This window comes from Tistlia sp., from assembly GCF_040905785.1.
Lineage (GTDB): Bacteria > Pseudomonadota > Alphaproteobacteria > Kiloniellales > DSM-21159 > Tistlia.
On record NZ_JBBDQW010000045.1, the window covers coordinates 90,132 to 113,083 of the forward strand.

Genomic DNA, 22,952 nt, shown 5'->3' on the forward strand with positions numbered 1-22,952 from the left:
GGCAGCCTAGTCGGCGGACCGCCCGGCAGGCAAGGCTCCGAAATCTAGGCCGCCACGGCCTCCCTTGGCGCCGGCAGTAGGACGGTGACGCAGGTGCCCTCGCCGGGCGCGCTGTCGATCTCCAGGCGGCCGCCGTGCAGCTCGACCAGCGACTTGACGATGGCGAGGCCCAGGCCGGAGCCCTCGCGGCGCCGCGCCACAGGGTCGCTGCCACGCTCGAATGGCAGCAGGATCGCCTCCAGGTCGCCGGGCGAGATGCCGACGCCGCTGTCGAGGACCTGCAGCACGGCGGTGCCCGGCTCGCCGCGGGCTTCGCCCCGGATCCAGCGCACCCGCACCCGGCCGCCGGCGTCGGTGAACTTGATCGCGTTGCCGACCAGGTTGGTGACGATCTGCGCCAGGGCACGGCGGTCGGCGACGATCGAGCCGGGCGCGTCTTCCAGCTCGACGGCCAGCTCGATGCTGCGCTTCTCGGCCAGCGGCGCCAGGAAGCGCAGCACCTCCTCGGTGGCCGCGCGCAGGTCGACGGGTGTCGGATCGAGGTCCCAGGCGCCGACCTCGATGCGCGAGAGGTCGAGGATGTTGTCGATCAGCCGCAGCAGGTGCTCGCCGCCGGCGTGGATGTCCTCGGCGTAGGTTCGGTAGGCGGGGTCGCCGATCGGCCCCTTGACCTGGCGGCGGATCAGGTCGGAGAAGCCGAGGACGGCATTGAGCGGCGTGCGCAGCTCATGGCCGACGTTGGCCAGGAACACCGTCTTCACCCGGTTCGCCCGCTCGGCTTCGTCGCGGGCCTCTCGCGCGAGACGCTCTCCGACCAGCAGCTCGGCGTTCGAGCGTTCCAGCGCCTCGACCGTGCCCGCGATGGTCCGGCCGGCGAGCCGCGTCGCCATCAGGATGGCACCGACTAGCGCGAGCAACAGCAGCAGCGCCAGCGCACCCGGCAGCGCGGCCCGGGCCAGCGCATCGGCGCTCGGCCGCGGCGGCGCCCAGGCCAGCAGCGCGGCCGGCTGCCCGTCGGGGCCCTCCAGCGCCAGCCGATCCTGCCCCGAAGCTTCCTGCGGCAGCACCCCGTCGGTCGGCATCAGCCGCAGGTCGGGCAGCAGGTAGCGCGCCGCCAGGTCGGCCAGCAGCGCCTCGTCGAGCCTGCGGACATAGAGCAGGACCGGCCGCGGCCCACGCTGCAGCTCGGCTTCGCTCGGATACTCGGAGGTGATCGCCGCGGCGACCGCGAGAAAGACCTCGTCACCCTGGCGGAAGTAGGCCCTGGCCGGCGTCGCGTCGTCCATCGGCGCCGCCCGTGCCGCCTCCGTCAGCCGCGCCAGGCCCTCGCCGAGCAGGGGGCCGGGCGGCAGGGCCTCGATCTCGCCCGCCTCGCCCTCGCCCTCGCCCTCGCTGCCGCGGTCGCGGGCGAAGGCGGCGTAGAGCAGGCTGTCGTCGGCGCCCAGCACGAAGGCGCCGGTGAAGCCGTAGGTCGCCATCGACCAGGGGCCGAGGTTCTCGTCGGCCCAGAAGCGGTCGCGCTCGCCGCGCGCGAAGGCGACGCTGTCGTCCCAGTAGGCGAAATCGTACACGTGAGACAGATCCGAGGCCTCGAGCTGTCGCACCGCCGTGGTCGCCAGGTGCGCGCTCTGCTCGGCCGCCTGCCGATCCAGGCTGTGTCCGAGGTAGCCGAGCAGCAGCCCCCCGCTGGCCAGGAACAGGAGGACGAGGCACCCGGTCGCGAGATGGAATCGGCGCGCGATCGCGCGCGCCAAGCCGCCGCTCCCCGCCCCGCCCAGCGCCATCGCTCCCGCCCTCGAATAGCCGACCCACTCGCAATGTGGGTGTGTCGATTAAAAGTAGAACCCGCAACGGTAAAATCCCGCATGGCCTGCAGGAGGAGCGACTCTGACGGGCGCCCAGAGAAGCACAAGAAGAAAAAAGTCAACGCTCGGAAATCGCCTCGCGCAGCCCCTGCAGCCGTCCCAACCTTCGGCAGGAAGCTGTGCGGAGCATTCTGGGAGGGAGGCCGAGGACGACGTCACGGCGGGTCAGCTTGACGCGCAGCCGGTGTCTGGGCATCGGCCCCCGGGCCGACTACCTTTCGTGCATGAGCGCCCACTGCTGCCACGGCCATCCGCAAGCTGACAACCGAGCCGATCCGGGCTATCGCCGGATCCTATGGATCGCCCTGGCTATCAACGCCAGCTTCTTCCTGATCGAGATCGTTGCCGCCTTCGCCGCCGGCTCCGTGTCGCTGCAGGCCGACGCCATCGATTTCGCCGGGGACGCCGGCAACTACGCGATCAGCCTGCTGGTCGTCGGCCTGGGTCTGCGCGCCCGGGCGCGTGCCGCGCTGGTCAAGGGCGCGACCATGGGCCTGTTCGGGATCTGGGTGCTCGGCACCGCTGCCTGGCACATCGCCGCCGGCGGCCTGCCCCACGCCCCGACCATGGGCTTGGTCGGCCTCGCCGCCCTGGCGGCGAACTTGGTCGTGCTGGCGCTGCTGTGGCGCCACCGCGGCGGCGACAGCAACCGCCGCTCGGTCTGGATCTGCTCGCGCAACGACGTGCTGTGCAACCTGGCGGTGCTGGTCGCGGCCCTCGGCGTCTTCGGCACCGGGACCCTGTGGCCCGACGTGCTGGTCGCGGCAATCATGGCCACGCTCGCCCTGCAGGGTGCCGGGAGCGTGATCCGGCAGGCGCTCGGCGAGCTGCGCCTGGAGGCGGCGCGGAAGGAAACGGCCTACGCCGCCAGCCGGTAGAACCGCAGGCTGAACCCCTGGCCCTTGGAGTGGATCAGGCCCTCGAAGGGCGCTCCGCCGGCGCGCTAAGGCGCGCGCCCTGCCGCCTGCCGCACAGCGCCGGCCGGGGCGCTGCCTGACTGGTCGCTGCCTGACTGGTCGCTGCCTGACTGGTCGCTGCCTGACTGGGCGCTGGCCGCTTCCGGCAGCGGCAGGCGGCCCAGGGCCGCCGCCAGTTCCTCCTCGGTGTAAGGGCTTGGGCAGGAAGGGCGCGCCCCTGGCCGGCCCGCGGCGCCGGTCCCCCTGGTCACGGCGGCAAGGTTCAGCCGGGGATCTCGTCGAAGCGGATGATCGTCTCGCTCTGCCTGCCGGCGCCGACCGAGATGTCGGCCGTGCGCTGGTGGACCCTGCCCTGAGGATCCTCGGCCGTCGCCACGACCCGGTAGCGGTCCGCCGGCAGGTCGACGAGCAGCCAGGGGCCGTCGCACTTGGCGGTGAAGACCGCCTTGCCCTGCCGGTCCTCGATCCGGGTCAAGACGTCCGGCAGGTAGCCGCCGCCCTTGACGGTGAAGACCAGCTTGGCGGGGAACGCGCGCCAGCGCGGATCCTCGCGGCTGTCGAGGGCGACGCCGGTGCAGGCGTAGCGGATGCCGTCCCGCGTCATCACCTCGTCCTGCGCGGAGGGCGCTCCGGTCACGGCCGCCGACGTGCCCGACTGCACGGCGGTCCCTGGCGCCGGGACGGCCTGGCGGTCGATCTCGAGCGCGTCGGACGGCTCGCCGAGCACGGAGGTCTCCTCGGTGACCGTGGTCCGGCTGGTGATGCCGCCCACCGACTTGGTCGTGGTGGTCGTCGTCGTCGTGGTCGTGGACTGGGCGTAGGCCGGCAGCGCCGCGCCACCGGCCAGGGCGGCCGCGGCGAGCAGCGGCAAGAAGGTCGAACGAGCCATGGCTCTGCTCCAATGCTTGTCCATGCGCCCCCCATGGCCCGGAGGCCCCCGCCGAGAGGAACGGTCGAGCGCAATCCTTGTTCCTGATTCCTCGCACGGCGCCGCAACCAAGGCTCGCAGCGCCGGCCCGTGCTGCTATGATCGAGTCGGCGCGAGCCGGTCGCGCCGCCGTGCCGATCGAAAGGGCTGCCTCTTCCACCATGGCCAGCGTCGCCTTCGTCAACGCGATCCTGCTGATCGGCGCAGCCATGGTTCTGCTCGGCATCTTCTCCAGTCTGGTCGCGACCCGATTCGGCGCGCCGCTGCTGCTCGTCTTCCTGGTGCTCGGCATGCTGGCCGGCGAGGACGGGCCCGGCGGCATCGTCTTCTACGACTACCAGACGACCTACCTCGTCGGCTCGCTGGCGCTGTCGGTGATCCTGTTCGACGGCGGCCTGCGCACGCGCCTCGCGATCTTCCGGGGCGCGCTCGCTCCGGCGCTGCTGCTGGCGACGCTCGGCGTGGTGATCACCGCCAGCGTGACCGGTGCCGTCGCCGCCCTGCTGATCGGCGGCCTGTCGCCGCTGCAGGGCCTCCTGCTCGGCGCCATCGTCGCCTCGACCGACGCCGCCGCCGTCTTCTTCCTGCTGCGCACCGGCGGCCTGCGCCTGCAGAGCCGGGTCGGCGCCGTGCTGGAGATCGAGTCCGGCACCAACGACCCGATCGCCGTCTTCCTGGTGCTGGCGCTCACCGAGCTGCTGCTCGTCGGCGCCGACACGCCGGGCTGGGAGGTCCTGCGCCGGCTCGTCGAGCAGGGCGCGATCGGTGCCGCCGCGGGTCTCGCCGGCGGCTTCGCGATCGTGACACTGCTCAACCGGCTGCAGATGCCGGGCGGCCTGCATCCCCTGTTCGTCGTCGCCGGCGCCGTCCTCATCTATGCCGCGACCTCGCTGCTCGGCGGCAGCGGCCTGCTGGCCGTCTACCTGGCCGGCCTGGTCGCCGCCAACCGGCCGGTGCGCGCCTACCCCTCGATCGTCGGCTTCCACGACGCCGCGACCTGGCTGTGCCAGATCGTCATGTTCCTGGTGCTCGGCCTGCTGGTCACGCCCGCCACCCTGCTCGACTACGCGCTGCCCGGGATCCTGATCGCCCTGGTGCTGCTGCTGGTCGCCCGCCCCTTGGCCGTCTGGCTGTGCCTCTGGCCCTTCGGCTTCGAGGACAAGGAGAAGCTCTTCATCTCCTGGGTCGGCCTGCGCGGCGCCGTCTCGATCTTCCTGGCGGCGATCCCGACCCTTTCGGGCGTCGCCTTCGGCGAGGCCTTCTTCAACATTGCCTTCTTCGTCGTGCTGACCTCGCTCCTGATCCAGGGCTGGACCCTGACCGGCGTCGCCCGTTTCCTCGGCATGGCGCTGAAGCGCACGGCGCCCAGCGTGCGGCGCATCGAGCTCGACATCCCCGGACAGGTCGATCAGGAGATGGTCGGCTATCCGATCGCGCCGGACAGCCTGATCCTGGCCCTGAACCACCTGCCCCCCTGGGCACGCGCGGTCCTGGTGGTGCGCGACAAGGAGATCCTGAACGCCGCCGAGGCCGGCGGCCTCAGGGTCGGCGACTACGTCTACATGCTGACCCCGCCGGACCGCGTGCAGCGCCTCGACCGCCTGTTCGAGGAATCGCCGGACGTCACCCGCCGCCTGACCGCGCCCTTCGGCGAGCTGGCGCTGCACGGCGAGGCGCAGCTCGAGGAGGTGGCCGAGCTCTACGAGCTGGACCTCGGCGAGGCCGACCGCGGCCTCAGCGTCGCCGACGGCTTCGCGGCCCACCTCAAGGCGCCGCTGCAGCCGGGCGCGCGTCTGCGGATCGGCCGCGCCACCCTGGTCGCCCGCGTCGTGGAGGACGGCCGCGTCCTGCGCGCCGGCCTGCAGCTCGACGAGCTGGTCGAGGCGATCGTCGCCTCGGCCCTCCACCGGCCGAACCTGCGCCAGCGCCTGGAGGCCATGCACGGCCTGCAGCGCGCTCGCGGCCTGGGCCGCAGCCTGGGCCGCCAGCTGCGCCGCCGCCTGCCGCGCCGGGTCCGCCGGGACGAGACCGCGGGCGACGACTGACCTGCGCCGCCAGCGCGCCGCCAGGGCGCCGTCGGTGCGCCGTCAGGGCGCCGTCAGGGCGTCATCGGCGCCCGCCGGCGCAGCGCGATCGTCGATTGCAGGGCGATCGCCGAAACCACGATGGCGCCGCCGACCACGGTCAGCAGGCTCGGCTGCTCGCCCACCGTCATCCAGACCCACAAGGGGCCGAGCACGAGCTGCAGGCGGCCGAGCAGCGCGACCTCGCCGGCCGGGACGTGGCGCGCGCCGATCGCGATCAGCACGTACTGGAAGCCGAGCTGCAGGACGCCGAAGGCGGCGGCCACGAGCATGTCGTGGCCGCTGATCGCGAGCGACGGCGCCATGACCGCGCCGGCCAGCAGCGCCAGCAGGCCGGCCAGCGCAATCGAGGGCAGCATGTCACGGTCGGCGCGGCTGCGCAGACAGACCAGGGTGATGCCAAAGCCGAGCGTCGTGATCACCGCCAGCAGGACGCCGTGGCCCTGGCCGCTGGTCAGGCCGTCGCCGGCCATCACGACGATGCCGCAGAGTGCCACGCCCATGGCCAGCCAGGTCATCGGCTTCAGCCGCTCGCCGAGCGCGACCCAGGCGATCAGCGCGGCGATGAAGGGCGAGGTCGCGCCGATGAAGACGACCTTGGCAACCGTCGTCTCCATCATCGCGAAGATGAAGGCGGCGAAGGAGACGGCGAGCGCGCCGGCGCCGATCAGCCCCGGCCGGCCGATCGCCAGGAAGGCCCGGGGCAGGCCGCTGCGGCCGTGGCGCCAGAGCAGGAACAGCAGGATGAAGCCGAGGAACCAGACCTGGCGCCAGAACTGCAGGGCCCAGCCGTCGGCGTTCTCGACCTCGCGCACGATCGGCCCGGCCAGCGAGGTGAAGAAGCTGGCCGAGATGATGCAGGCGACGCCGTAGGCCGTGCGCTGGTCGGGGTTGGTCACCTGGGCGTCGTCCGCTCGCTCGGCGCAGCGCCTGCTTCATGGTTCGACAGGCTCACCATGAAGCAGGCCCGGACGCCTGCGCAGCCTCCCCCGTCGCTTCTTGGCGAGCCTGTCGAACCATCAAGCGCGCCCGGAAGCCGGCACGGACTCCCCATCGCTTCATGGTGAGCCTGTCGAACCACGCAGCGCGCCCGGAAGTCGGCGCGGACTCTCCATCGCTTCATGGTGAGCCTGTCGAACCAGGAAGCGTGCGGGCACCGACCGAGGGATAGCCGACTCCTAGATGTCCGCGAAGCAGTGCGTCTCGGCGCCGCCGCCCGGGTGGGTCACGGCGCCCTTCTCGGCCGGGCCGACGAGCTGGGCGTACTTCCACAGCGCACCCGACTGGTAGTCGGTCTCGCGCGGCCTCCAGGTCTTGCGCCGCGCCTCCAGCTCCTCGTCGGAGACCTCGAGGTCGAGCGTGCCCTCGACCGCGTCGATGACGATGACGTCGCCGTCCTTCAGCAGGCCGATCGGCCCGCCGACCGCGGCCTCGGGGCCGACGTGGCCGATGCAGAAGCCGCGCGTGCCGCCGGAGAAGCGGCCGTCGGTGATCAGGGCGACCTTCTCGCCCAGGCCCTGGCCGTAGATCGCCGAGGTCGTCGAGAGCATCTCGCGCATGCCGGGGCCGCCCTTGGCGCCCTCGTAGCGGATCACCACGACGTCGCCTTCCTTGATCTCGCGGCGCTGGACCGCGGCGAAGGCCTCTTCCTCGCAGTCGAAGCAGCGCGCGGTGCCGCGGAACTTCAGGACCTTCATGCCGGCGACCTTGACGATGCCGCCCTCGGGCGCGAGGCGGCCGCGCAGGGTGACGACGCCGCCGGTCGGGGTGATCGGCTTGGCGGTCGTGCGCACGACGTCCTGATCCTCGGGAATCGTCACGTCGGCCAGGTTCTCGGCCAGGGTCTTGCCGTTGACCTGCGGACAGTCGCCGTGCAGGTAACCGCCGTCAAGCAGCGCCTTCATGATGACCGGCACGCCGCCGATCTCGTAGAGGTCCTTGGCGACGTAGCGGCCGCCGGGCTTGAGGTCGGCGATGTAGGGCGTCGACTTGAAGATCCGGCCGACCTCGTGGAGGTCGAAGTCGATGCCGGCCTCGTGGGCCAGCGCCGGCAGGTGCAGGCCGGCGTTGGTCGAGCCGCCCGAGGCGGCGACGACGCGCGCGGCGTTCTCGAGCGACTTACGGGTGACCAGGTCGCGCGGGCGGATGCCGCTGGCCAGGGCATCCATGACGACGTGGCCGGACTGCTCGCAGAGCGCGTCGCGGCTCTCGTAGGGCGCCGGCGCGCCGGCGGAGCCGGGGATCGCGAGACCGATCGCCTCGGACACGCAGGCCATGGTGTTGGCGGTGAACTGGCCGCCGCAGGAGCCGGCCGAGGGACAGGCGGCGCACTCGAGGGCGTGGAGGTCGGCGTCGGCCATGTTGCCGGCCTGGTGCTGGCCGACCGCCTCGAAGACGTCGACCACGGTCACGTCCCTGCCCTTGTAGCGGCCGGGCAGGATCGAGCCGCCGTAGATGAACACGCTGGGCACGTTCAGGCGGACCATCGCCATCATCATGCCGGGCAGCGACTTGTCGCAGCCGGCGAGCCCGACCAGAGCGTCGTAGCAGTGGCCGCGCATGGTCAGCTCGACCGTGTCGGCGATCGCCTCGCGGCTGGCCAGCGACGACTTCATGCCCTGGTGGCCCATGGCGATGCCGTCGGTCACGGTGATCGTGGTGAACTCGCGCGGGGTGCCGCCGGCGGCCTTGACGCCCATCTTCACCGCCTGGGCCTGGCGCGACAGCGAGATGTTGCAGGGCGCCGCCTCGTTCCAGCAGGTCGCGACGCCGACGAAGGGCTGCGCGATCTCCTCGGCCGTCATGCCCATCGCGTAGTAGTAGCTGCGGTGCGGCGCCCGGTCGGGCCCGACCGAGACGTGGCGGCTCGGCAGCTTGGACTTGTCGAACCTCGGCGGTGCGTGGTCGAGCGGCATCGGCATTCTCCCCTTCCCGGTCCCGGCCCTTCCCGGCCGTGGGCGCTGTCTTCGCTGGGACGGTAGCCCAGGCGCCCCAGCCGCCGCCATCCCGCTTCGGGGATGGCGGTCATGCGCCGGGCGCCCGGTCCCCTACATGCTTTCCAGCCGCGCCGTCGCCAGGCGCAGGCGGTCGCGCAGGGCGACCAGCTCGTCCCGCTTCTCGCGGTTCTCGGCGATCACCGTCTCCGGCGCCTTGGCCAGGAACTGCTCGTTGCCGAGCTTGCCCTCGATCTTGGCCAGCTCCCTGTCGAGCTTGCCGACCTCCTTCTCCAGGCGCTTGCGCTCGGCGGCGACGTCGATGACCGAGCCGAGCGGCAGGCCGTAGGTCGCCTCCTCGACGACGAACTGCACGGCGTCCCGGGGCAGCGCCGCCTGGCCGCCGCGGACCGCGCTGAGCCGGGCCAGGCGGCGCAGCGGCTCGCCAAGCTCGCCGAGCCGGCGCTCGGTCTCCGGCGAAGCGTCGCGCACCAGCAGCTCCAGCGCGGCGGACGGCGGCACCGACATCTCGGAGCGCAGCGAGCGGACCTGGGTGATCGTCTCGATCAGCCAGTCGATCTCGCGCATCGCCTCGGGCGCACCCGGCAGGGCGTCGGGGTCGCCCAGGCGCGCCGTCATCAGCAGCCGCTCCCCGGGCGCGGAGAAGGCGGACCAGAGCTCCTCGGTCAGAAACGGCATGAAGGGATGCAGCACCCGCAGCAACCGGTTCATGACGTAGCCGCCGGTCGCCCGCACCTCGGCGGCGGCGGCCGCCTCGACGCCGTTCAGCGTCGGCTTGGCGAGCTCGATGTACCAGTCGCAGAAGATGTTCCAGGCGAACTGGTAGAGCTGGGCGGCGGCATCGTTGAGGCGGTAGGCGGCGACCGCCGAGGCGACCTCGCGCTCCAGGCTCGCCAGCTTGGAGACGATCCAGCGGTTCAGCGTCACCCGGTTGGCGGCGGGATCGTAGCCCGGCGCGAGAGCGAAGCCGTTGAGCTGGCAGAAGCGCGCGGCGTTCCACAGCTTGGTCGCGAAGTTGCGGTAGCCGGCGACCCGCTCGGGGGCCAGCTTGACGTCGCGGCCGGGCACCGCCAGCGAGGCCAGGGTGAAGCGCAGGGCATCGGCGCCGTACTCGTCGATCAGCTCCAGCGGATCGATGATGTTGCCCTTCGACTTGGACATCTTCTGGCCGTGCTGGTCGCGCACCAGCGCATGGATGTAGACCGTGCGGAAGGGCACCTCGCCCATGAAGTGCAGGCCCATCATCATCATCCGGGCGACCCAAAAGAAGATGATGTCGAAGCCGGTGACCAGCACGTCGCCGGGGTAGTAGCGCGCCAGGTCGCGCTGGACGTCCGCCTCCTCGCTCGGCCAGCCGAGCGTCGAGAAGGGCCAGAGGCCGGAAGAGAACCAGGTGTCCAGGACGTCCTCGTCGCGGCGCAGCTCGACCTCGCGGCCGTAGTGCGCGCGCGCCGCGCCCTGGGCGTCGGCCTCGCTCATCTCGACGAAGATCTCACCGTCCGGGCCGTACCAGGCCGGCACCTGGTGGCCCCACCAGAGCTGGCGCGAGATACACCAGGGCTGGATGTTGCGCATCCACTCGAAGAAGACGTTCTCCCACTGGCGCGGCACGAAGACGGTGCGGCCCTGCTCGACCGCCTCGATGCAGGGCTGGGCCAGGGTCTTGGCGTCGACGTACCACTGGTCGGTCAGCCAGGGCTCGATGGCGACCCCGGAGCGGTCGCCGTGCGGCACCGTGTGCAGATGCTCCTCGACGCGCTCGAGCAGGCCGGCGGCCTCGATCTCTGCGACCACCTTCCGGCGCGCCTCGTAGCGGTCGAGGCCGCGGTAGGCCTCGGGCACCTCCTCGTTGAGGCGGGCCTGGGCGTCGAAGATGTTGATCATCTCCAGGCCGTGCCGGCGGCCGACCTCGAAGTCGTTGAAGTCGTGGGCCGGCGTGATCTTGACGGCGCCCGAGCCGGTCTCGGGGTCGGCGTGCTCGTCGGCGACGACCGGAATCCGGCGCCCGACGATCGGCAGGACCAGGTGCCCTCCGACCAGGTCGCGGTAGCGTTCGTCGTCGGGATGGACGGCGACCGCGGTATCGCCCAGCATGGTCTCCGGCCGGGTCGTGGCGACGACCAGGAACCGACCCTCCTGCCCCTCGACCGGGTAGCGGAAGTGCCAGAGCTGGCCCTGGACCTCGGTCTGCTGGACCTCGAGGTCGGAGATCGCCGTCAGCAGCTTGGGGTCCCAGTTGACCAGGCGCTTGTCCCGGTAGATCAGGCCCGCGCGATGCAGCCGCACGAAGACCAGGCGCACCGCGTGTGACAGGCCCTCGTCCATGGTGAAGCGCTCGCGCGCCCAGTCCGGCGAGGCGCCGAGCCGGCGCAGCTGGCGGTTGATGGTGCCGCCCGACTGCGCCTTCCACTCCCAGACCTTCTCGACGAAGCCCTCGCGGCCGAGGTCGCGGCGGTCGATCCCCTGCTCGGCGAGCTGGCGTTCGACGACCATCTGGGTGGCGATGCCGGCGTGGTCGGAGCCGGGCTGCCACAGCGCATCGCGGCCCTGCATGCGGTGCCAGCGGACCAGCACGTCCTGGATCGTGAAGGTCAGGGCATGGCCCATGTGCAGGCTGCCGGTGACGTTCGGCGGCGGCATCATGATGGTGTAGGGCCGGGCGCCGGCCTTGGGCGCGCAGGCGAAGCCGCCGCTGTCCTCCCAGCGCTCGTACTGGCGGGCCTCGGCCTCCTTGGGACGGTAGGTCTTCTCGAGCTCGGCCATCGCCGATCGGTCTCCCGGTCAGGGGTTCGCTGTCAGAGGCGGCGTTCCGGCCAGCCGGCGGGCCGGGCGAAACGCGGCGGCGCCACAATAGTCGGCGATGACGGGATGTCCAGACGGGCGCGGCCCGGCGTGGTATCGGCGCAACGGGCGCGGCGGGGGCCTTCCCGGCTCAGTCGTCCTCGGCGCGGCGCGCCAGGCGGCGCACCTCTTCGCGCACGACCCGCTCGACCAACGGCTCGAGATTCTCGTCCAGCCAGTCCCGCAGGTGCGGCTCGAGCAGGCGGGCGACGAAGGCCTCGATGCTCTCCCCGCCGCTCGGCGCGGCCGTCGAGGCCGGCACGCGGCGCCGGCGCGTGAGCTCGGACAGCGCGGCCGTCGTCGCCGCGGCGGTCGAGGCCGACACCAGGCCATCGTGGGGGCGGTCGCTCATCGCCGGCTCTCCTGCCTCCTCGTGATCCGGGGCGGCCGCGGCCTCGAAGACGTCCCGGCCGCCCGCCTCCGCATCACCTGCGTCCTCGTCGCCTGCCTCCTGGTAGGCGGCGTCCTCGTCGGCCGCGTCGGGCGCCACCTCGCGCGCGGCGACCTCGGCCTCGGCGGCGACCGCAAAGGGCCCCGCCGCCTCGGGCTCGAGGTCAGGCTCCGGCTCAGGCTCCGGCGCCGGCGCCGGCTCGGGCGGGACCTCTGGCTCCCGGTCTTCGGGCAGCGCGTCGGCCTCCTCGAGCTCGAGGACGGCGTCGGGCTCCTCCTCCGGCAGGGCGTCCTGCTCGGTCAGCTCGAGGACATCGTCCTCGTCGCCCTCGCCCTCGCCCGGCGCCTCCTCCGGGTCGCCCTCGGCCGCGGGGGCCGCCGGGTCGAGCGGCGCCTTGGCCTCGTCGCTGTCCTCCTCGGAGATGATCCGGCGGATCGACGCCAGGATCTCCTCCATGGACGGTTCGCTCTGGCCCTGATTGTCGCTCATGCAGCCATCGCGTGCGGGACGCGCCTCAGGTTACGAATCGAAGACGATCCGGTGATTCGGGCCCATAGACTATTCACCGGGAGCGCTCAAGCCAAACCACTTGTCGCGCACAGCGCGGTAGTCGAGCTCCGGATTGTAGACCTCGACCGGCAGGCCGAGCTCGATGGCGTTCAGCCGCCCCTGGGCGGCGAGCACCTGGAAACCGGCGACGATCACGTCGCGCTGCGCGCCGACCAAGCTGACCTGGGCATCGAGCAGCTCCTGCTCGGCGTCGAGAACGTCGAGCACGGTGCGCGCGCCGACGGCATTCTCCTGGCGCACGCCCTCGAGCGCGATCTGCGCCGAATCGACCTGGGCCTGGAAGGCGAGGATCTGGGCGCGCGCCGTCGCCAGGGCCTCGAAGGCGTCGACGGCCTCCTGCTCGGCATTGCGCCGGGCCTCCTCGACCAGCAGGCGGCGCTGGCTGAGGATCTGCTTGGCCTCGCGCACCTGGCTGGAGACGAAGCCCTGCTGGTAGATCGGCAGGCTCAGCTGCGCGAGCAGGCTGCCGCTGTCGCCGCTGCTGTCGGGGATGCTCGTCTCGTCGGTGTGGGTCAGCTCGCCGACCAGATTCACGCTCGGCAGCAGCGCGCCGATGTTCTGGCGCACGGCGCGCTCGGCGGCGCGCTCCGAGAAGGAGGCGGCGACGACGTCTGGATTCTGGACCAGTGCGCTGGCGACCGTCTCGCCGCTGGTCTCGGGCAGGCCCTGGAGCGGCCCGGGCGGGCGCAGGGTGCCCGGGGCGGTGCCGACGACCTCCCGGTAGACGGCACGGCTGGCGCGCAGGTTGCCCTCGGCGGCGACGCGCTGGGCGGTCGCGCCGGACAGGCGCGACTCCGACTGGGCAACGTCGGTGCGGGTGATCTCGCCGACCTCGAAGCGGTCCTGGCTGGCCTGAAGCTGGCGCTGCAGCACCTGCTCGTTGTTGATGTTGAGCCGCAGCACCGCCTCGTCGGCCCAGACGCTCATGAAGGCGGTGACGGCGTTCAGCAGGACCTGCTGCTCGGTCGAGGCCAGGCGGGCGCGCTCGGCATAGACCTCGTTCTCGGCGCGCTCGGTGCCGGCGACCGTGCGTCCGCCACGGTAGAGCGGCTGGGTCACGGTCAGGTCGGCCGAGAGCGGGGTCGTGCCCTCGAAGTCGTCTTCCCCGGCGCGCCGGGTGGTCGGCGTGCTGCTGCGGCTGGTCGCGACGCCGGCCGAGGTCGTGACCGCGACGCTGGGCCGCCAGTTCGACAGCTCCTGCGGCACCTGCTCGTTGGTCGCGCGCAGCTGCGCGCGGGCCGCCGAAAGCGTCGGGTTGCTGCTGTAGGTCGTCGAGAGGGCGTCCACCAGGGTCTGCCCCTGGGCGCCGGCGCCGGCGAGCAGCCCGGCCGACAGCACCAGGCCGCCGAGCAACAGCGCCCGCAACCCGCCACCGGTCGGAGCGGAGTGGAAGCCGTTTCGCGCTGCGTTTCGAGCCACCGAGAACCTTCCGTCCCTTGCCGCGCGGGCCCGGGAGCCCCTCCCGTCGTCGACCCGCCTCCTTGGGCGAGGCCTTCACTCGGGACCGGCCGCCAAGCCTCCGCAGAGTCTGTGCCTGATTCCCGTGGGATTTTCCAGCGTTAGAAGACGAAGCCCGCCTTGCGCTCGAACCCCGGCAGCACCGGCGTCGAGCAATCGAAGAGCATGCGCTGCGAGACCGTGCCCCGATCCTTGCGCAGCAGCACGCCCCGGCACAGGCCCGGCTGCTCGAGCAGCGGCGCGACCAGGCGCCCGCCCTCTGCGAGCTGGTCGAGCAGCGCCGCCGGCACCTCGGCCAGGGCGGCCTCGACGACGATCGCCTCGTAGGGCGCCTGGCGGGCGTAGCCCTCGGCGGGGTCGCCGGTCACGACCACGGCGTTGTCGACCTGCAGGCGGTCGAGCGTCGCCTCCGCGGCCTGGGCCAGGGCGCCGTCAGGCTCCAGCAGCACGACGCTTGCCGCCAAGCGGGCCAGGATCGCGGTGCCGTAGCCGCCGGTGCCGGCGACGTCGAGCACCGAATCGCCCGGCTCGACCGCGGCCGCCTGGATCAGGCGGGCGAGCACCATCGGCTCCATCAGGTAGCGGCCGCCACCGATCGGCAGGTCCTCGTCGACGTAGGCGAAGCCGCGCCGGCTCTCCGGCACGAAGCGCTCGCGCGGCAGCTGCTCGAAAGCCGCGATCAGCGCCGGATCGACGATCCGGTTCGTGCGCAGCTGGCTCTCGACCATGTTGAGGCGTGCGGTTGCGTAGTCCACCCGGGGGCCCTTTCCCGAACTCTCGCGACGCCGGGCGGCTGCCTCGCGGGCACCCGGACCATCGTCGTCATCGAGCCGGTTTATAGGCGCGGCGGTCGAGGCTGGCAACGCCACCGGCGCCGCGCCCTTGGCCCCGCCCCGCTGAAGTGTAGTTGCCGGGGCCGGGGTAGCAGCTGCACAGCCTCGTCGCATGGCCACTGTACCGGTGGTAAAGGTTGTGCGAAATTCGCTGCCTTCCCATGGTTGCATGAGGTCGGGGAACGGCTGAAAGGGGCAGGACATGCAGGCTCTTGGAACGAGGGCGCTGCGCCGCGGCGCACCCCAGCCCGCACCCGGCGCGCCGGCGCCGACGACCGCCGCGCCCGGCGCGGCGACACCCAGGCCAAGGCGCGACACGCGCGAGCAGATCCTCGACGTCGCCGAGACCGCGGTCCTGGAAAAGGGCTTCGGCGCGACCTCCATCGAGGAGCTGATCTGCGCCGTCGGCATCACCAAGGGCGGGTTCTTCTACCATTTCCGTGACAAGGGCGCGCTCGCGACCGCTCTGCTCGAGCGCTACCTGGAGCGCGAGGAGGTGCTGTTCGACGAGCTGTTCGGGCGGGCCGACGCGCTCAACGAGGATCCGCTCCACGGCTTCCTGGTCGGCCTCAAGATGCTCGCCGACACCCTGGCCGACCTGCCGAACGGCCACCCGGGCTGCCTGGTCGCCTCGGTCTGCTACCAGGAGAACCTCTTCAAGCGCGAGATCCACGAGCTCAACGCCGCCGGCATGCTGCGCTGGCGCCGCCGCTTCCGGGCGCGCTTCGACGCCATTGCGGAGCACCATCCGCCGCGCGTGGCGGTCGACTTCGACGACCTCGCCGACATGCTCTCGGCGCTCGCCGACGGCGGCATCATCGTCGCCAAGGTGATGCGCGAGCCACAGGCGCTGAGCCGCCAGATCCTGCTCTACCGCGCCTTCGTGCGCTGCGTCTTCCTCGGCGCCTGAGGCGTCGGGGCGGCTTCAATGGGAGGAGGACGGCCAGAGCGGCGCGCCTCGGCGCGTCGAGGAGGCGGCGCGGCTGTGGCGGAGCCTGCGCGCGCTCGGCGGCATCGACTGAAGGCCGCTCCCCGCCCTAGGATGCCAGGATGCCGACGTTCGATGCCGCGACAGCAGCCGCCCTCAAGGCCCTCTCGGTGCCGTCGGACGCCCGTGGCCTGGCGCAGCTCGCCGCCCACCTCGGCCTGATCGCGGCGGCCGGCGCGCTGGTCTGGCTCACCCGCGACAGCCTGTGGGTGCTGCCGGCACTGCTCGCCGAGGGGGTCGCCCTGGTCTTCCTGTTCTGCGCGCTGCACGAGGCGGTCCATTTCACGCCCTTCGCCGCGCGCGGGCTCAACCGCGCCCTCGCGTGGCTCTGCGGCCTGGTCATCCTGATCCCGCCGCGCTGGTTCCGTCACTTCCACCTGGCGCACCACCGCTGGACCCAGGATTCCGCGCGCGACCCCGAGCTGGCGACGCCCAGGCCGCAGGGGCTGGGCGCCTACCTGCTGCACGTCAGCGGCCTGCCGCTCTGGCGCGGCACCGTGGCGACGATCTTGAGGAACGCGGCGGGACGCAATGCCGATGCCTTCGTGCCGCCGCGCGAGCGGCGGGCGGTCGCCGCCGAGGCGCGGATCATGCTGGCGGTCTACGCGCTGGTCGCGGCGCTCTCGCTCGCCTTCCAGAGCTGGGCGGCGGTCTGGCTCTGGCTGCTGCCGCTGCTGGTCGGCCAGCCGCTGCTGCGGCTCTACCTGCTGGCCGAGCACACCGGCTGCCCCGAGGTCGCGGACCCGCTGGCCAACAGCCGCACGACCCGGACCGGGCCGCTGCTGCGCCTGCTGGCCTGGAACATGCCCTACCACGCCGAGCACCACGCCTGGCCGGCGGCCCCCTTCCACGCCCTGCCCGCCGTCCACCGGCTGCTCGGCGAAGGCGTCAAGGTGCGCGCGGCCTCCTACCGCGCGGCCAGCCGGGACGTCCGACGCGCGCTCGGCGTATCGCGCAGGCCGGGCGCGGCCGCGGGCATCTAGCAGGGCGACTGAGCCGCGGGATCGGTCCCGCCCGGTCCGCGTTCGACCGCGTCCGGTTCAGGGCTGTGCGTCCGCCTCCGCGGGCTCTGTCCCTGGCAGCGGCGGCAGGAAGGCGACCATGGCGATCCAGTCGTTGAGCGGGCTCTCCGCCGCATAGGAGGAGACGGCCGCCCTGAAGGAGGCGCCCAGCAGATCGGTCCAGCCGCCGATCACCGCACCCGCCGCGGTGGCGAAGCGGAAGCCGAAGCCGACGCCGCCCGGTCCGGGGACGAAGAAGCTGTTGAACGAGCCGGCGAAGTCGCCCGGGCCGCGCCAGCTGCTGCCCCGATAGCCCGGCAGCGGCGCGCCCGAGGAATCGCGGACGATCGCGGTCCCGCCCGGGCCCTTCTCGACCGATACGAGTTCCCCGCCCGGACCGCGCAGCAGATTGGCCGGCCGGGCGTCGAGCAACTTCGCGTCGATGATCGCCTGGCGGCCGGCGAAGCTCATTCCCGGGCCCCCGTCCGGAGTGCGGAACGAAAAGGGCTGGTTGTTGAGCTGCGCCTGCCCCGGCTGGGCCAGCGCAAGGCCGCCCAGCAGGGCCAGTGCGGCTAGCGAAAGGCGCGAGAGAGAGATCGCTGACATGACAACTGTATTCCTTCTGACCGGCCGCACCCCCGCCGGTCGCGGGAGGCACGAGCATCAGTCTCGGAGACTGGGGTCACCCGCAGCAAGTCTCAACGGCATTTAAGGGTAGATACCCCCTTTGCGTCGTTACCTGTCCGTCCGGATCGGGCTAGCCGCATTATTCGAAAGGGGGAAGTGACGTAATCTGGCTAGTACAGATTAGGTTGGCTTTGCCAAGCCTGGGCAATGATTTCATTGCCGAAGTTCGGGTTAAGATGGCTCCCATCGTGAGTATCAGATCGCACTATAGGGAGGCCACGATGCGTTGCACCTACAAACTATTAGCAGGATTCGGGATCTTGGGAAGCGCTCTTGGATTTCTGGCGGAAACGGGCAAGGCGAATGCTGAAACCCGGGCTGTCGAGGAATGGAGAGTCACCTGCAACCAGGAAAGCTGTGCCGCCCACTACGACGCCCAGGGAGTGCAGATCGTCGTCGCGGTGCCCGCCGACGGCGGCAGCCGCCGCATCCTCCTGCGCCTCGATCCCAAGGCAACGGTCGGGCAGCCGGTCGGCATCCGCCTGAACGGCGGCTGGTCGGCCGGCCTCGCCGTTTCGAGTTGCAGCGATGCACTCTGCCAGGCCGCCGTCAGCGTCAAGGCTGGCCCGGAGGTCGAGCAGGCCTTCAAGCGAGCCCGCGAGGGCGTCGTCGCCTACCAGGCGGGATCGGCAATGGTGATCGCGCCGATCTCCCTGGTCGGCTTCACCCAGGCGCTTGCACAAGTAGGCGACTAGCACAGACCATTTACAATCTCCGGCGTTTCAATCTAGAGTCGCTTCTCAGTGGTTGTACTCGCGTTCTTCAGTTCGTCCGAGCGCGAGGGAACCATGGCAGGGGCCGACATCTCGAAGCGCCGGGGCACGGGGCTTTCTTTGGGGGCGTTCGACTCAAAAAAAGCTGAAGCGGTTTGTCCGCTCGTTACAGGAGGGAAGATGTCATGCTCAGCGACAAGGAGGGGATCACAGCCGTCGAGGGGGCCACAATCGGCGTCATCGGCAACAGCACTCTGTTCAGGGCCGGTCTCGCATCCCTGATCAGCAACATGAAGCTCGGCGAGATCATCGAGGCCGTCGGATTGCGCGAGCTTGCGAACCTGGTTCGCGCGCGGGGCGGCAAGTCCCCGGGGCTAATCCTGATCGAAACCGCGACCGGAACCTCCGACCCGGTCGACACCGTCACCGAGGCGCGCTCGCTGTTTCCGAAGACGCATGTCGTGCTGATGAGCGACGATATCGACATAGAGAACATGGGCGGGTGTTTCGCGGCCGGACTCGACGGCTACCTGCTCAAGGACATCGGCCGGGACTCGCTCGCCGACAGCCTGCGGCTCGTCCAAGTCGGCGAGAAGGTCTTCCCGTCGCGCCTAGCCTCGATCATGGTCGACTACACCCGGCAACTGGTCGAGCCGCAGGTCTGCATGGACAAGATCCGCGCCTGCCACCTGTCGGCACGCGAGGCCGAGATCCTGCGCTGCCTGATCACCGGTGACTCGAACAAGCTGATCGCGCGCAAGCTCGCGATCACCGAATCGACGGTGAAGGTCCACCTGAAATCGATCCTGAAGAAGACCCGGGCCTCGAACCGGACGCAGGCGGCGATGTGGGCGCTGAAGCGCAACTGCACGCCGCCGGTTGCCGGCGCGCGAGTCGCCAGCCCGGCCAGCCTGGGCTCCGCCTAGGGGGCAGGAACGCGACCTGGCGGGCGTCGCGACAGCGATTCCGCCAGGTCGTTCGGCCGCCCGGGGGAGACAGGGTCACACTCGGTTTCGCGCGACGCCGGCCCAGGGCGTCGCGCGTCATCGCGCCCCCGCCTGCGATTCCCGCTCGCCACCTTCTTCGGCGAGCGCGGCGAAGACCGCGACCTGGGTGCGATTGGTCAGCCCGAGCCGGGTGATGAGCTCGTGCACGACCTTCTTCACCTTCGGCTCCGAGAAACGCAGGTGGTTCGCAATCTCCCGGTTCGTCCGGCCGGTGCCGAGCTGCCGGAGCACCGTCAGCTGCAGGTTGCTGAGCGCACGGCAGGCGACGCTGGGCACCGCCAGCCTCAGGCGCTCGCGGACGACGAAATCCGGCAGGACCCAGTAGCCGGCGGTCGCCAGCCTGATCGCGGCCGCCGGTTCGACCGGTCCCTCGTCGAGGAAGACCCAGCCGTCGGCAAGAAGAACCCTCGGCCGGCGCTCCGACCAGGCGCTGCGGGACAGGACCGCGACCACGGGCATGCGCCGCGAGACCTGGGTATAGGCGTGCAGCATCGACTCCTCCAGGGCGTGCAGCAGCGAGAACCAGACCAGGGCCGCGTCGAAGCCGTTCAGGTCGTAGTGAAGGGCCTGCTCGAACCCGCTCGCCCTGACCACCTGGTGGATGCTGCCGGCACTGAGGCGCTCGGCCATCGACTCGGCCTGCGAGCGATCGGCGCAAAGCACGAGGATGCGCATGTCCAGGCCTTGTCCTTCAGCCGCGCAATGCCGCCAGTCCGTGCCGCCCGCCCGGGCTCGAGCTGAGCGACGCCGTCGTCCGCGGGCTTGCAGCGCGCGGTCCCGAAGCCGCCACGATTCCTCCAGTTAGCGTGAGGCGCGCCACGAGTCTCAAGCACGCGGAAGGGCCGGACCGGCGCCCTCCAAAGGAATAGCCCGAAGGGGCTCGCCTGCCCTCGCCTGCGCCGGATCGGCCCGTTCGGGCGATGCGAAGGGCGCGGAATTCCGCCCTTTCTGTCCGTTTGGTCGATTCCAGCCGGACCCGCTTTGCCGGGACAATCCGACCAAGCGCGCCACTCGGCGCTGATCGAACAACGAGCGAAGGCCTTGGGGGGCCACGGGGTCGAACATGATCAAACCTATCGTCTCAATCGCCCTGGCGGGCGCGCTCGGCCTCACCGGCTGCGCCACCGGACCCTACCCCAAGAAGGGCGTCGAGCCGGTCTACAGCTTTCCGGTGACCGACAACCAGACGCCCTACAGCAGCTGCCTGGCGGAGTTGCATAACTTCACGGCGACCAATCTGCCGGTCTTCGCGGTCGGCGAGGTCGCCGACAAGACCGGCCAGATCAATTACGACGAGAACGGCTACGCCCTGTCCCAGGGCGTCACCGAAATGGTGATGAGCGCCTTCTACAAGTCGGGCAAGGCGAACCTGGTCGAGCGCTTCGATCTGCGGATCCCGCTCGCGGAGGTGCGCCTGGCCGAGCAGGGCCGGCTGACCCGCCCGCTAACTCAGTACACCCGGCTGCCGGCGTCCGACTTCGTCGTCGTCGGGGCGCTGACCGAGCTCAACTACAACATCGTCAGCGAGGGCGCGCAGCTCTTTGTCCGCGGCATCGGCGGCGGCGCGCGCACGGTGATCATCAATGTCGCGCTCGACCTGCGCGTCGTGAACTCGCGCGACTTCTCCGTTCCCTACGTGACCAGCCTGCAGAAGCAGATCTACGGCTTCGAGGTCGAAGCCAACATCTTCCGCTTCTTCGGCGACACGCTGGTCGAGTTCGACGCCGGGCGCATCAGGAACGAACCGCTCCAGCTCGGCGTCAGGTCGGTCGTCGAAATGTCCGTCTACCAGATCCTGACGGAGTTCCTCGGCCTGCCGAAATCCCCTGGGTGCGACCTCGTGAGGACCGACTTCATGAGCGATCACCTGGAGCGGTTCTCTGACGACGAGGAGAGAGCAAGCAATGAATAGGTCCCGTCTTCTGTCGGCTTCTGCACTGGGTGCGGTGGCCGGACTTCTCGCCGCCCCCGCCATGGCCTTCACCGAGGTCGAGTGGAAGTGGCATCTCGACGCCTGGACGGACATCGACCAGGAGATCGACATCTACACCTTCCTCGATCCGAGCGGCATCGTCGCTCTGGAGAACCTGCAGGTGCAGATCGGCGACGTCACCGCCGAATCCTACGTCTCGGGCGTCGACAACAACCGGCCCGAGGGCGAGGGCGGCCAGATCGAGGTCGACCTTGGCAGCCTCGAGCTCGAGCTCGAGGCCTCCTCGGTCGGCATCGCAATCGATACCGAGGCGACGGCCACCTACACCGGCCCGCAGGGCGCAACCGGCAACCTGACGGTCGGCGTCGCGGGCGGCGGCATCAACCCGGGCGGAACCGACAGCGCGTCGGTCGACCTCGGGACGATCCTGATCGGCGACCCGGCGGAGGCGCTGGTCCTCGACGCGGCGCTCGAACTGCCCGAGGTCGTCAGCTCGGCGACCGCGGTCGGCAACGCCTCTTCGATTCAGAGCGAGGTCAAGACCGACATCCACGAGGCGCAGGTGCTGTTCGGCACCGGCGAGGTCGGCGACCTCTCCGGTGCGCTCGCCTCGCTGTCGTTCCTGACGCCGGCGCAGGTTTCGGCAACCTCGCAGGTGAACGACATCCTGAACGCCACGGTGGACAGCAGTGCCACCGCGGTCGGCAACCTGAAGAGCGTCGAGGTGGCGGCCGCCACGGCCGACGACGCGATCCTGATCGCCGACGTCAAGCAGTTCTCCTACGCCGACGTCTCGGCGCTGTCGAACGTCTACGACGTCTCGATCAACAACTACGACAACCTGGCGGCGATCGATCGCCCGATCGTCTCCTCCGTCGCCACGGCGATCGGCAACAACCTGAGCGTCACGGTGACCTCGCCCCTGGGCGGCGATCCGTTCGGCGACGACTGATCCTTCGTCCCCTGGGGGGAGGGTGGGGCCTGGCCTCGCCCTCCCCCGCCTTTTTCCAAGCCGGGAGACGGCATCATGACGATCCAGCATACCCAGAAGCGCAGCGCCGGCCGCCTCGTCGCCGACTGCGCCCTCGCCGCCACCGCGCTGACCGCCCTCGTGGCGCTGATGCATCCGGAGGCCGCGCAGGCCCAGATGTTCGACAGTCCCTGGTCGGCCGGCGCCCGCGACCGCGCCGGGATCGCGGTCATCATCAAGCAGGCCGAAAGCGGCTTCTTCGAGCGGCGCGACGGCTCGGCGGGCCAGCCGACGATCAACTACGACACCACGACCCTGGTGTGCGGCGGCGGCGGCGGCGATTCGACCGCGACCGCGAACTCGAGCTGCCTGATCCTGAACAACGCGACCGGGGCGGTCGAGGTCGGCCAGGGCTCCGAGGGTGGCCAGAACGCGACCTCGAGCAGCAGCTCCACCTCCAACACGGCCGACAGCATCACCAGCGTGCTGCAGAACCTGCAGCCGGACCAGCAACCGGCCCAGTAGCCTCTCGACCGGCCAGGCGTTCCAGGGCCGCCGGCCCTGGAACGGGGGGGGGCTCCAGCGCTCCGCCGTTTCTCGTTTCCGCGGGGCAGGCCCGCAAGCGGCAAGAGGCAGGAAGGGGCGCGGGCCGCGCGGAGGCGGCACGAGCGGTGCCGTCAGCCCGAAGCTTGGTCGGGGCGCTCGCAGACCATCATCGCGACCGGCGCCGCGGCGCCAGGTAGGCAGGTCGGGCGCAGGGCGCAATGGGGCTCGCGGGAGGGGCCGGGGGGGGGGGGGGGGGGGGGGGGGGG

Annotated in this window: 19 protein-coding genes; 9 read left to right on the top strand and 10 right to left on the bottom strand. The window is 71.1% G+C overall.

The features are described from left to right. Nucleotides 1-44: 44 nt before the first annotated feature. Entirely contained in the window at nucleotides 45-1,754 is a 1,710-nt protein-coding gene (locus tag WD341_RS11025; RefSeq protein WP_368425501.1) for an ATP-binding protein, read from the bottom strand. 335 nt (nucleotides 1,755-2,089) lie between these two features. Here WD341_RS11025 and WD341_RS11030 point away from each other — a divergent pair, with 335 nt between their 5' ends. Next, a complete protein-coding gene (locus WD341_RS11030; RefSeq protein WP_368425502.1) occupies nucleotides 2,090-2,743 on the top strand; it encodes a cation transporter in 654 nt (217 codons plus the stop codon). A 301-nt stretch (nucleotides 2,744-3,044) separates the two neighbouring features. Here the strand turns inward: WD341_RS11030 and WD341_RS11035 are convergent, their stop codons facing one another. Beyond that, a complete protein-coding gene (locus WD341_RS11035; RefSeq protein WP_368425503.1) occupies nucleotides 3,045-3,671 on the bottom strand; it encodes a hypothetical protein in 627 nt (208 codons plus the stop codon). Between the two features lie 200 nt (nucleotides 3,672-3,871). Between WD341_RS11035 and WD341_RS11040 the strand changes: the two genes are divergently transcribed. Then, nucleotides 3,872-5,755 carry a potassium/proton antiporter gene (locus WD341_RS11040; protein ID WP_368425504.1) on the top strand — a complete coding sequence of 628 codons (1,884 nt, stop codon included), beginning with the start codon at nucleotides 3,872-3,874 and terminating at the stop codon, nucleotides 5,753-5,755. A 53-nt stretch (nucleotides 5,756-5,808) separates the two neighbouring features. Here WD341_RS11040 and WD341_RS11045 read toward each other — a convergent pair whose 3' ends face one another. The 6 genes from WD341_RS11045 to WD341_RS11070 all read right to left on the bottom strand — a co-directional run bounded on the left by WD341_RS11045 (nucleotide 5,809) and on the right by WD341_RS11070 (nucleotide 14,763). Then, a complete protein-coding gene (locus tag WD341_RS11045; protein ID WP_368425505.1) occupies nucleotides 5,809-6,693 on the bottom strand; it encodes a DMT family transporter in 885 nt (294 codons plus the stop codon). A gap of 279 nt (nucleotides 6,694-6,972) precedes the next feature. Further along, a complete protein-coding gene (gene ilvD, locus WD341_RS11050; protein ID WP_368425506.1) occupies nucleotides 6,973-8,709 on the bottom strand; it encodes a dihydroxy-acid dehydratase in 1,737 nt (578 codons plus the stop codon). Between the two features lie 132 nt (nucleotides 8,710-8,841). Next, nucleotides 8,842-11,511: a valine--tRNA ligase gene (locus WD341_RS11055; RefSeq protein ID WP_368425507.1), complete on the bottom strand. Its 2,670-nt coding sequence runs from the start codon at nucleotides 11,509-11,511 to the stop codon at nucleotides 8,842-8,844. Between the two features lie 169 nt (nucleotides 11,512-11,680). After that, entirely contained in the window at nucleotides 11,681-12,469 is a 789-nt protein-coding gene (locus WD341_RS11060) for a DUF2497 domain-containing protein (RefSeq protein WP_368425508.1), read from the bottom strand. Between the two features lie 69 nt (nucleotides 12,470-12,538). Beyond that, nucleotides 12,539-13,969 carry a TolC family outer membrane protein gene (locus WD341_RS11065; RefSeq protein ID WP_368425509.1) on the bottom strand — a complete coding sequence of 477 codons (1,431 nt, stop codon included), beginning with the start codon at nucleotides 13,967-13,969 and terminating at the stop codon, nucleotides 12,539-12,541. 140 nt (nucleotides 13,970-14,109) lie between these two features. After that, the gene (locus WD341_RS11070) at nucleotides 14,110-14,763 is read right to left on the bottom strand and encodes a protein-L-isoaspartate O-methyltransferase (protein ID WP_368425510.1); all 654 of its coding nucleotides are present in this window, start codon (nucleotides 14,761-14,763) and stop codon (nucleotides 14,110-14,112) included. Between the two features lie 280 nt (nucleotides 14,764-15,043). Between WD341_RS11070 and WD341_RS11075 the strand changes: the two genes are divergently transcribed. Together WD341_RS11075 and WD341_RS11080 are read left to right on the top strand one after the other, a co-directional pair. Beyond that, nucleotides 15,044-15,751: a TetR/AcrR family transcriptional regulator gene (locus WD341_RS11075; protein ID WP_368425511.1), complete on the top strand. Its 708-nt coding sequence runs from the start codon at nucleotides 15,044-15,046 to the stop codon at nucleotides 15,749-15,751. A 140-nt stretch (nucleotides 15,752-15,891) separates the two neighbouring features. Beyond that, on the top strand, nucleotides 15,892-16,812 hold the full coding sequence (locus WD341_RS11080; RefSeq protein WP_368425512.1) for a fatty acid desaturase: 921 nt from the start codon (nucleotides 15,892-15,894) through the stop codon (nucleotides 16,810-16,812). Nucleotides 16,813-16,869: 57 nt separating this feature from the next. Here WD341_RS11080 and WD341_RS11085 read toward each other — a convergent pair whose 3' ends face one another. Next, a complete protein-coding gene (locus tag WD341_RS11085) occupies nucleotides 16,870-17,436 on the bottom strand; it encodes a hypothetical protein (RefSeq protein ID WP_368425513.1) in 567 nt (188 codons plus the stop codon). A gap of 302 nt (nucleotides 17,437-17,738) precedes the next feature. On the opposite strand from WD341_RS11085, the gene WD341_RS11090 reads away from it, so the two are divergent. Continuing rightward, nucleotides 17,739-18,212 (top strand): invasion associated locus B family protein, encoded by a 474-nt coding sequence (locus WD341_RS11090; RefSeq protein ID WP_368425514.1) that lies wholly within the window; start codon nucleotides 17,739-17,741, stop codon nucleotides 18,210-18,212. A 203-nt stretch (nucleotides 18,213-18,415) separates the two neighbouring features. Further along, entirely contained in the window at nucleotides 18,416-19,156 is a 741-nt protein-coding gene (locus tag WD341_RS11095; RefSeq protein WP_368425515.1) for a LuxR C-terminal-related transcriptional regulator, read from the top strand. Between the two features lie 117 nt (nucleotides 19,157-19,273). Here the strand turns inward: WD341_RS11095 and WD341_RS11100 are convergent, their stop codons facing one another. Beyond that, complete coding sequence (locus WD341_RS11100) at nucleotides 19,274-19,912, bottom strand: response regulator transcription factor (protein WP_368425516.1); 639 nt, start codon at nucleotides 19,910-19,912, stop codon at nucleotides 19,274-19,276. A gap of 388 nt (nucleotides 19,913-20,300) precedes the next feature. On the opposite strand from WD341_RS11100, the gene WD341_RS11105 reads away from it, so the two are divergent. The 3 genes from WD341_RS11105 to WD341_RS11115 all read left to right on the top strand — a co-directional run bounded on the left by WD341_RS11105 (nucleotide 20,301) and on the right by WD341_RS11115 (nucleotide 22,665). Beyond that, nucleotides 20,301-21,149, top strand: coding sequence for a CsgG/HfaB family protein (locus tag WD341_RS11105; protein ID WP_368425517.1), 849 nt, complete (start codon nucleotides 20,301-20,303; stop codon nucleotides 21,147-21,149). Continuing rightward, the gene (locus tag WD341_RS11110) at nucleotides 21,142-22,122 is read left to right on the top strand and encodes a hypothetical protein (protein ID WP_368425518.1); all 981 of its coding nucleotides are present in this window, start codon (nucleotides 21,142-21,144) and stop codon (nucleotides 22,120-22,122) included. Before WD341_RS11105 ends, WD341_RS11110 begins: the two co-directional genes overlap by 8 nt. A gap of 75 nt (nucleotides 22,123-22,197) precedes the next feature. After that, entirely contained in the window at nucleotides 22,198-22,665 is a 468-nt protein-coding gene (locus tag WD341_RS11115; protein ID WP_368425519.1) for a hypothetical protein, read from the top strand. Nucleotides 22,666-22,952 lie beyond the last annotated feature (287 nt).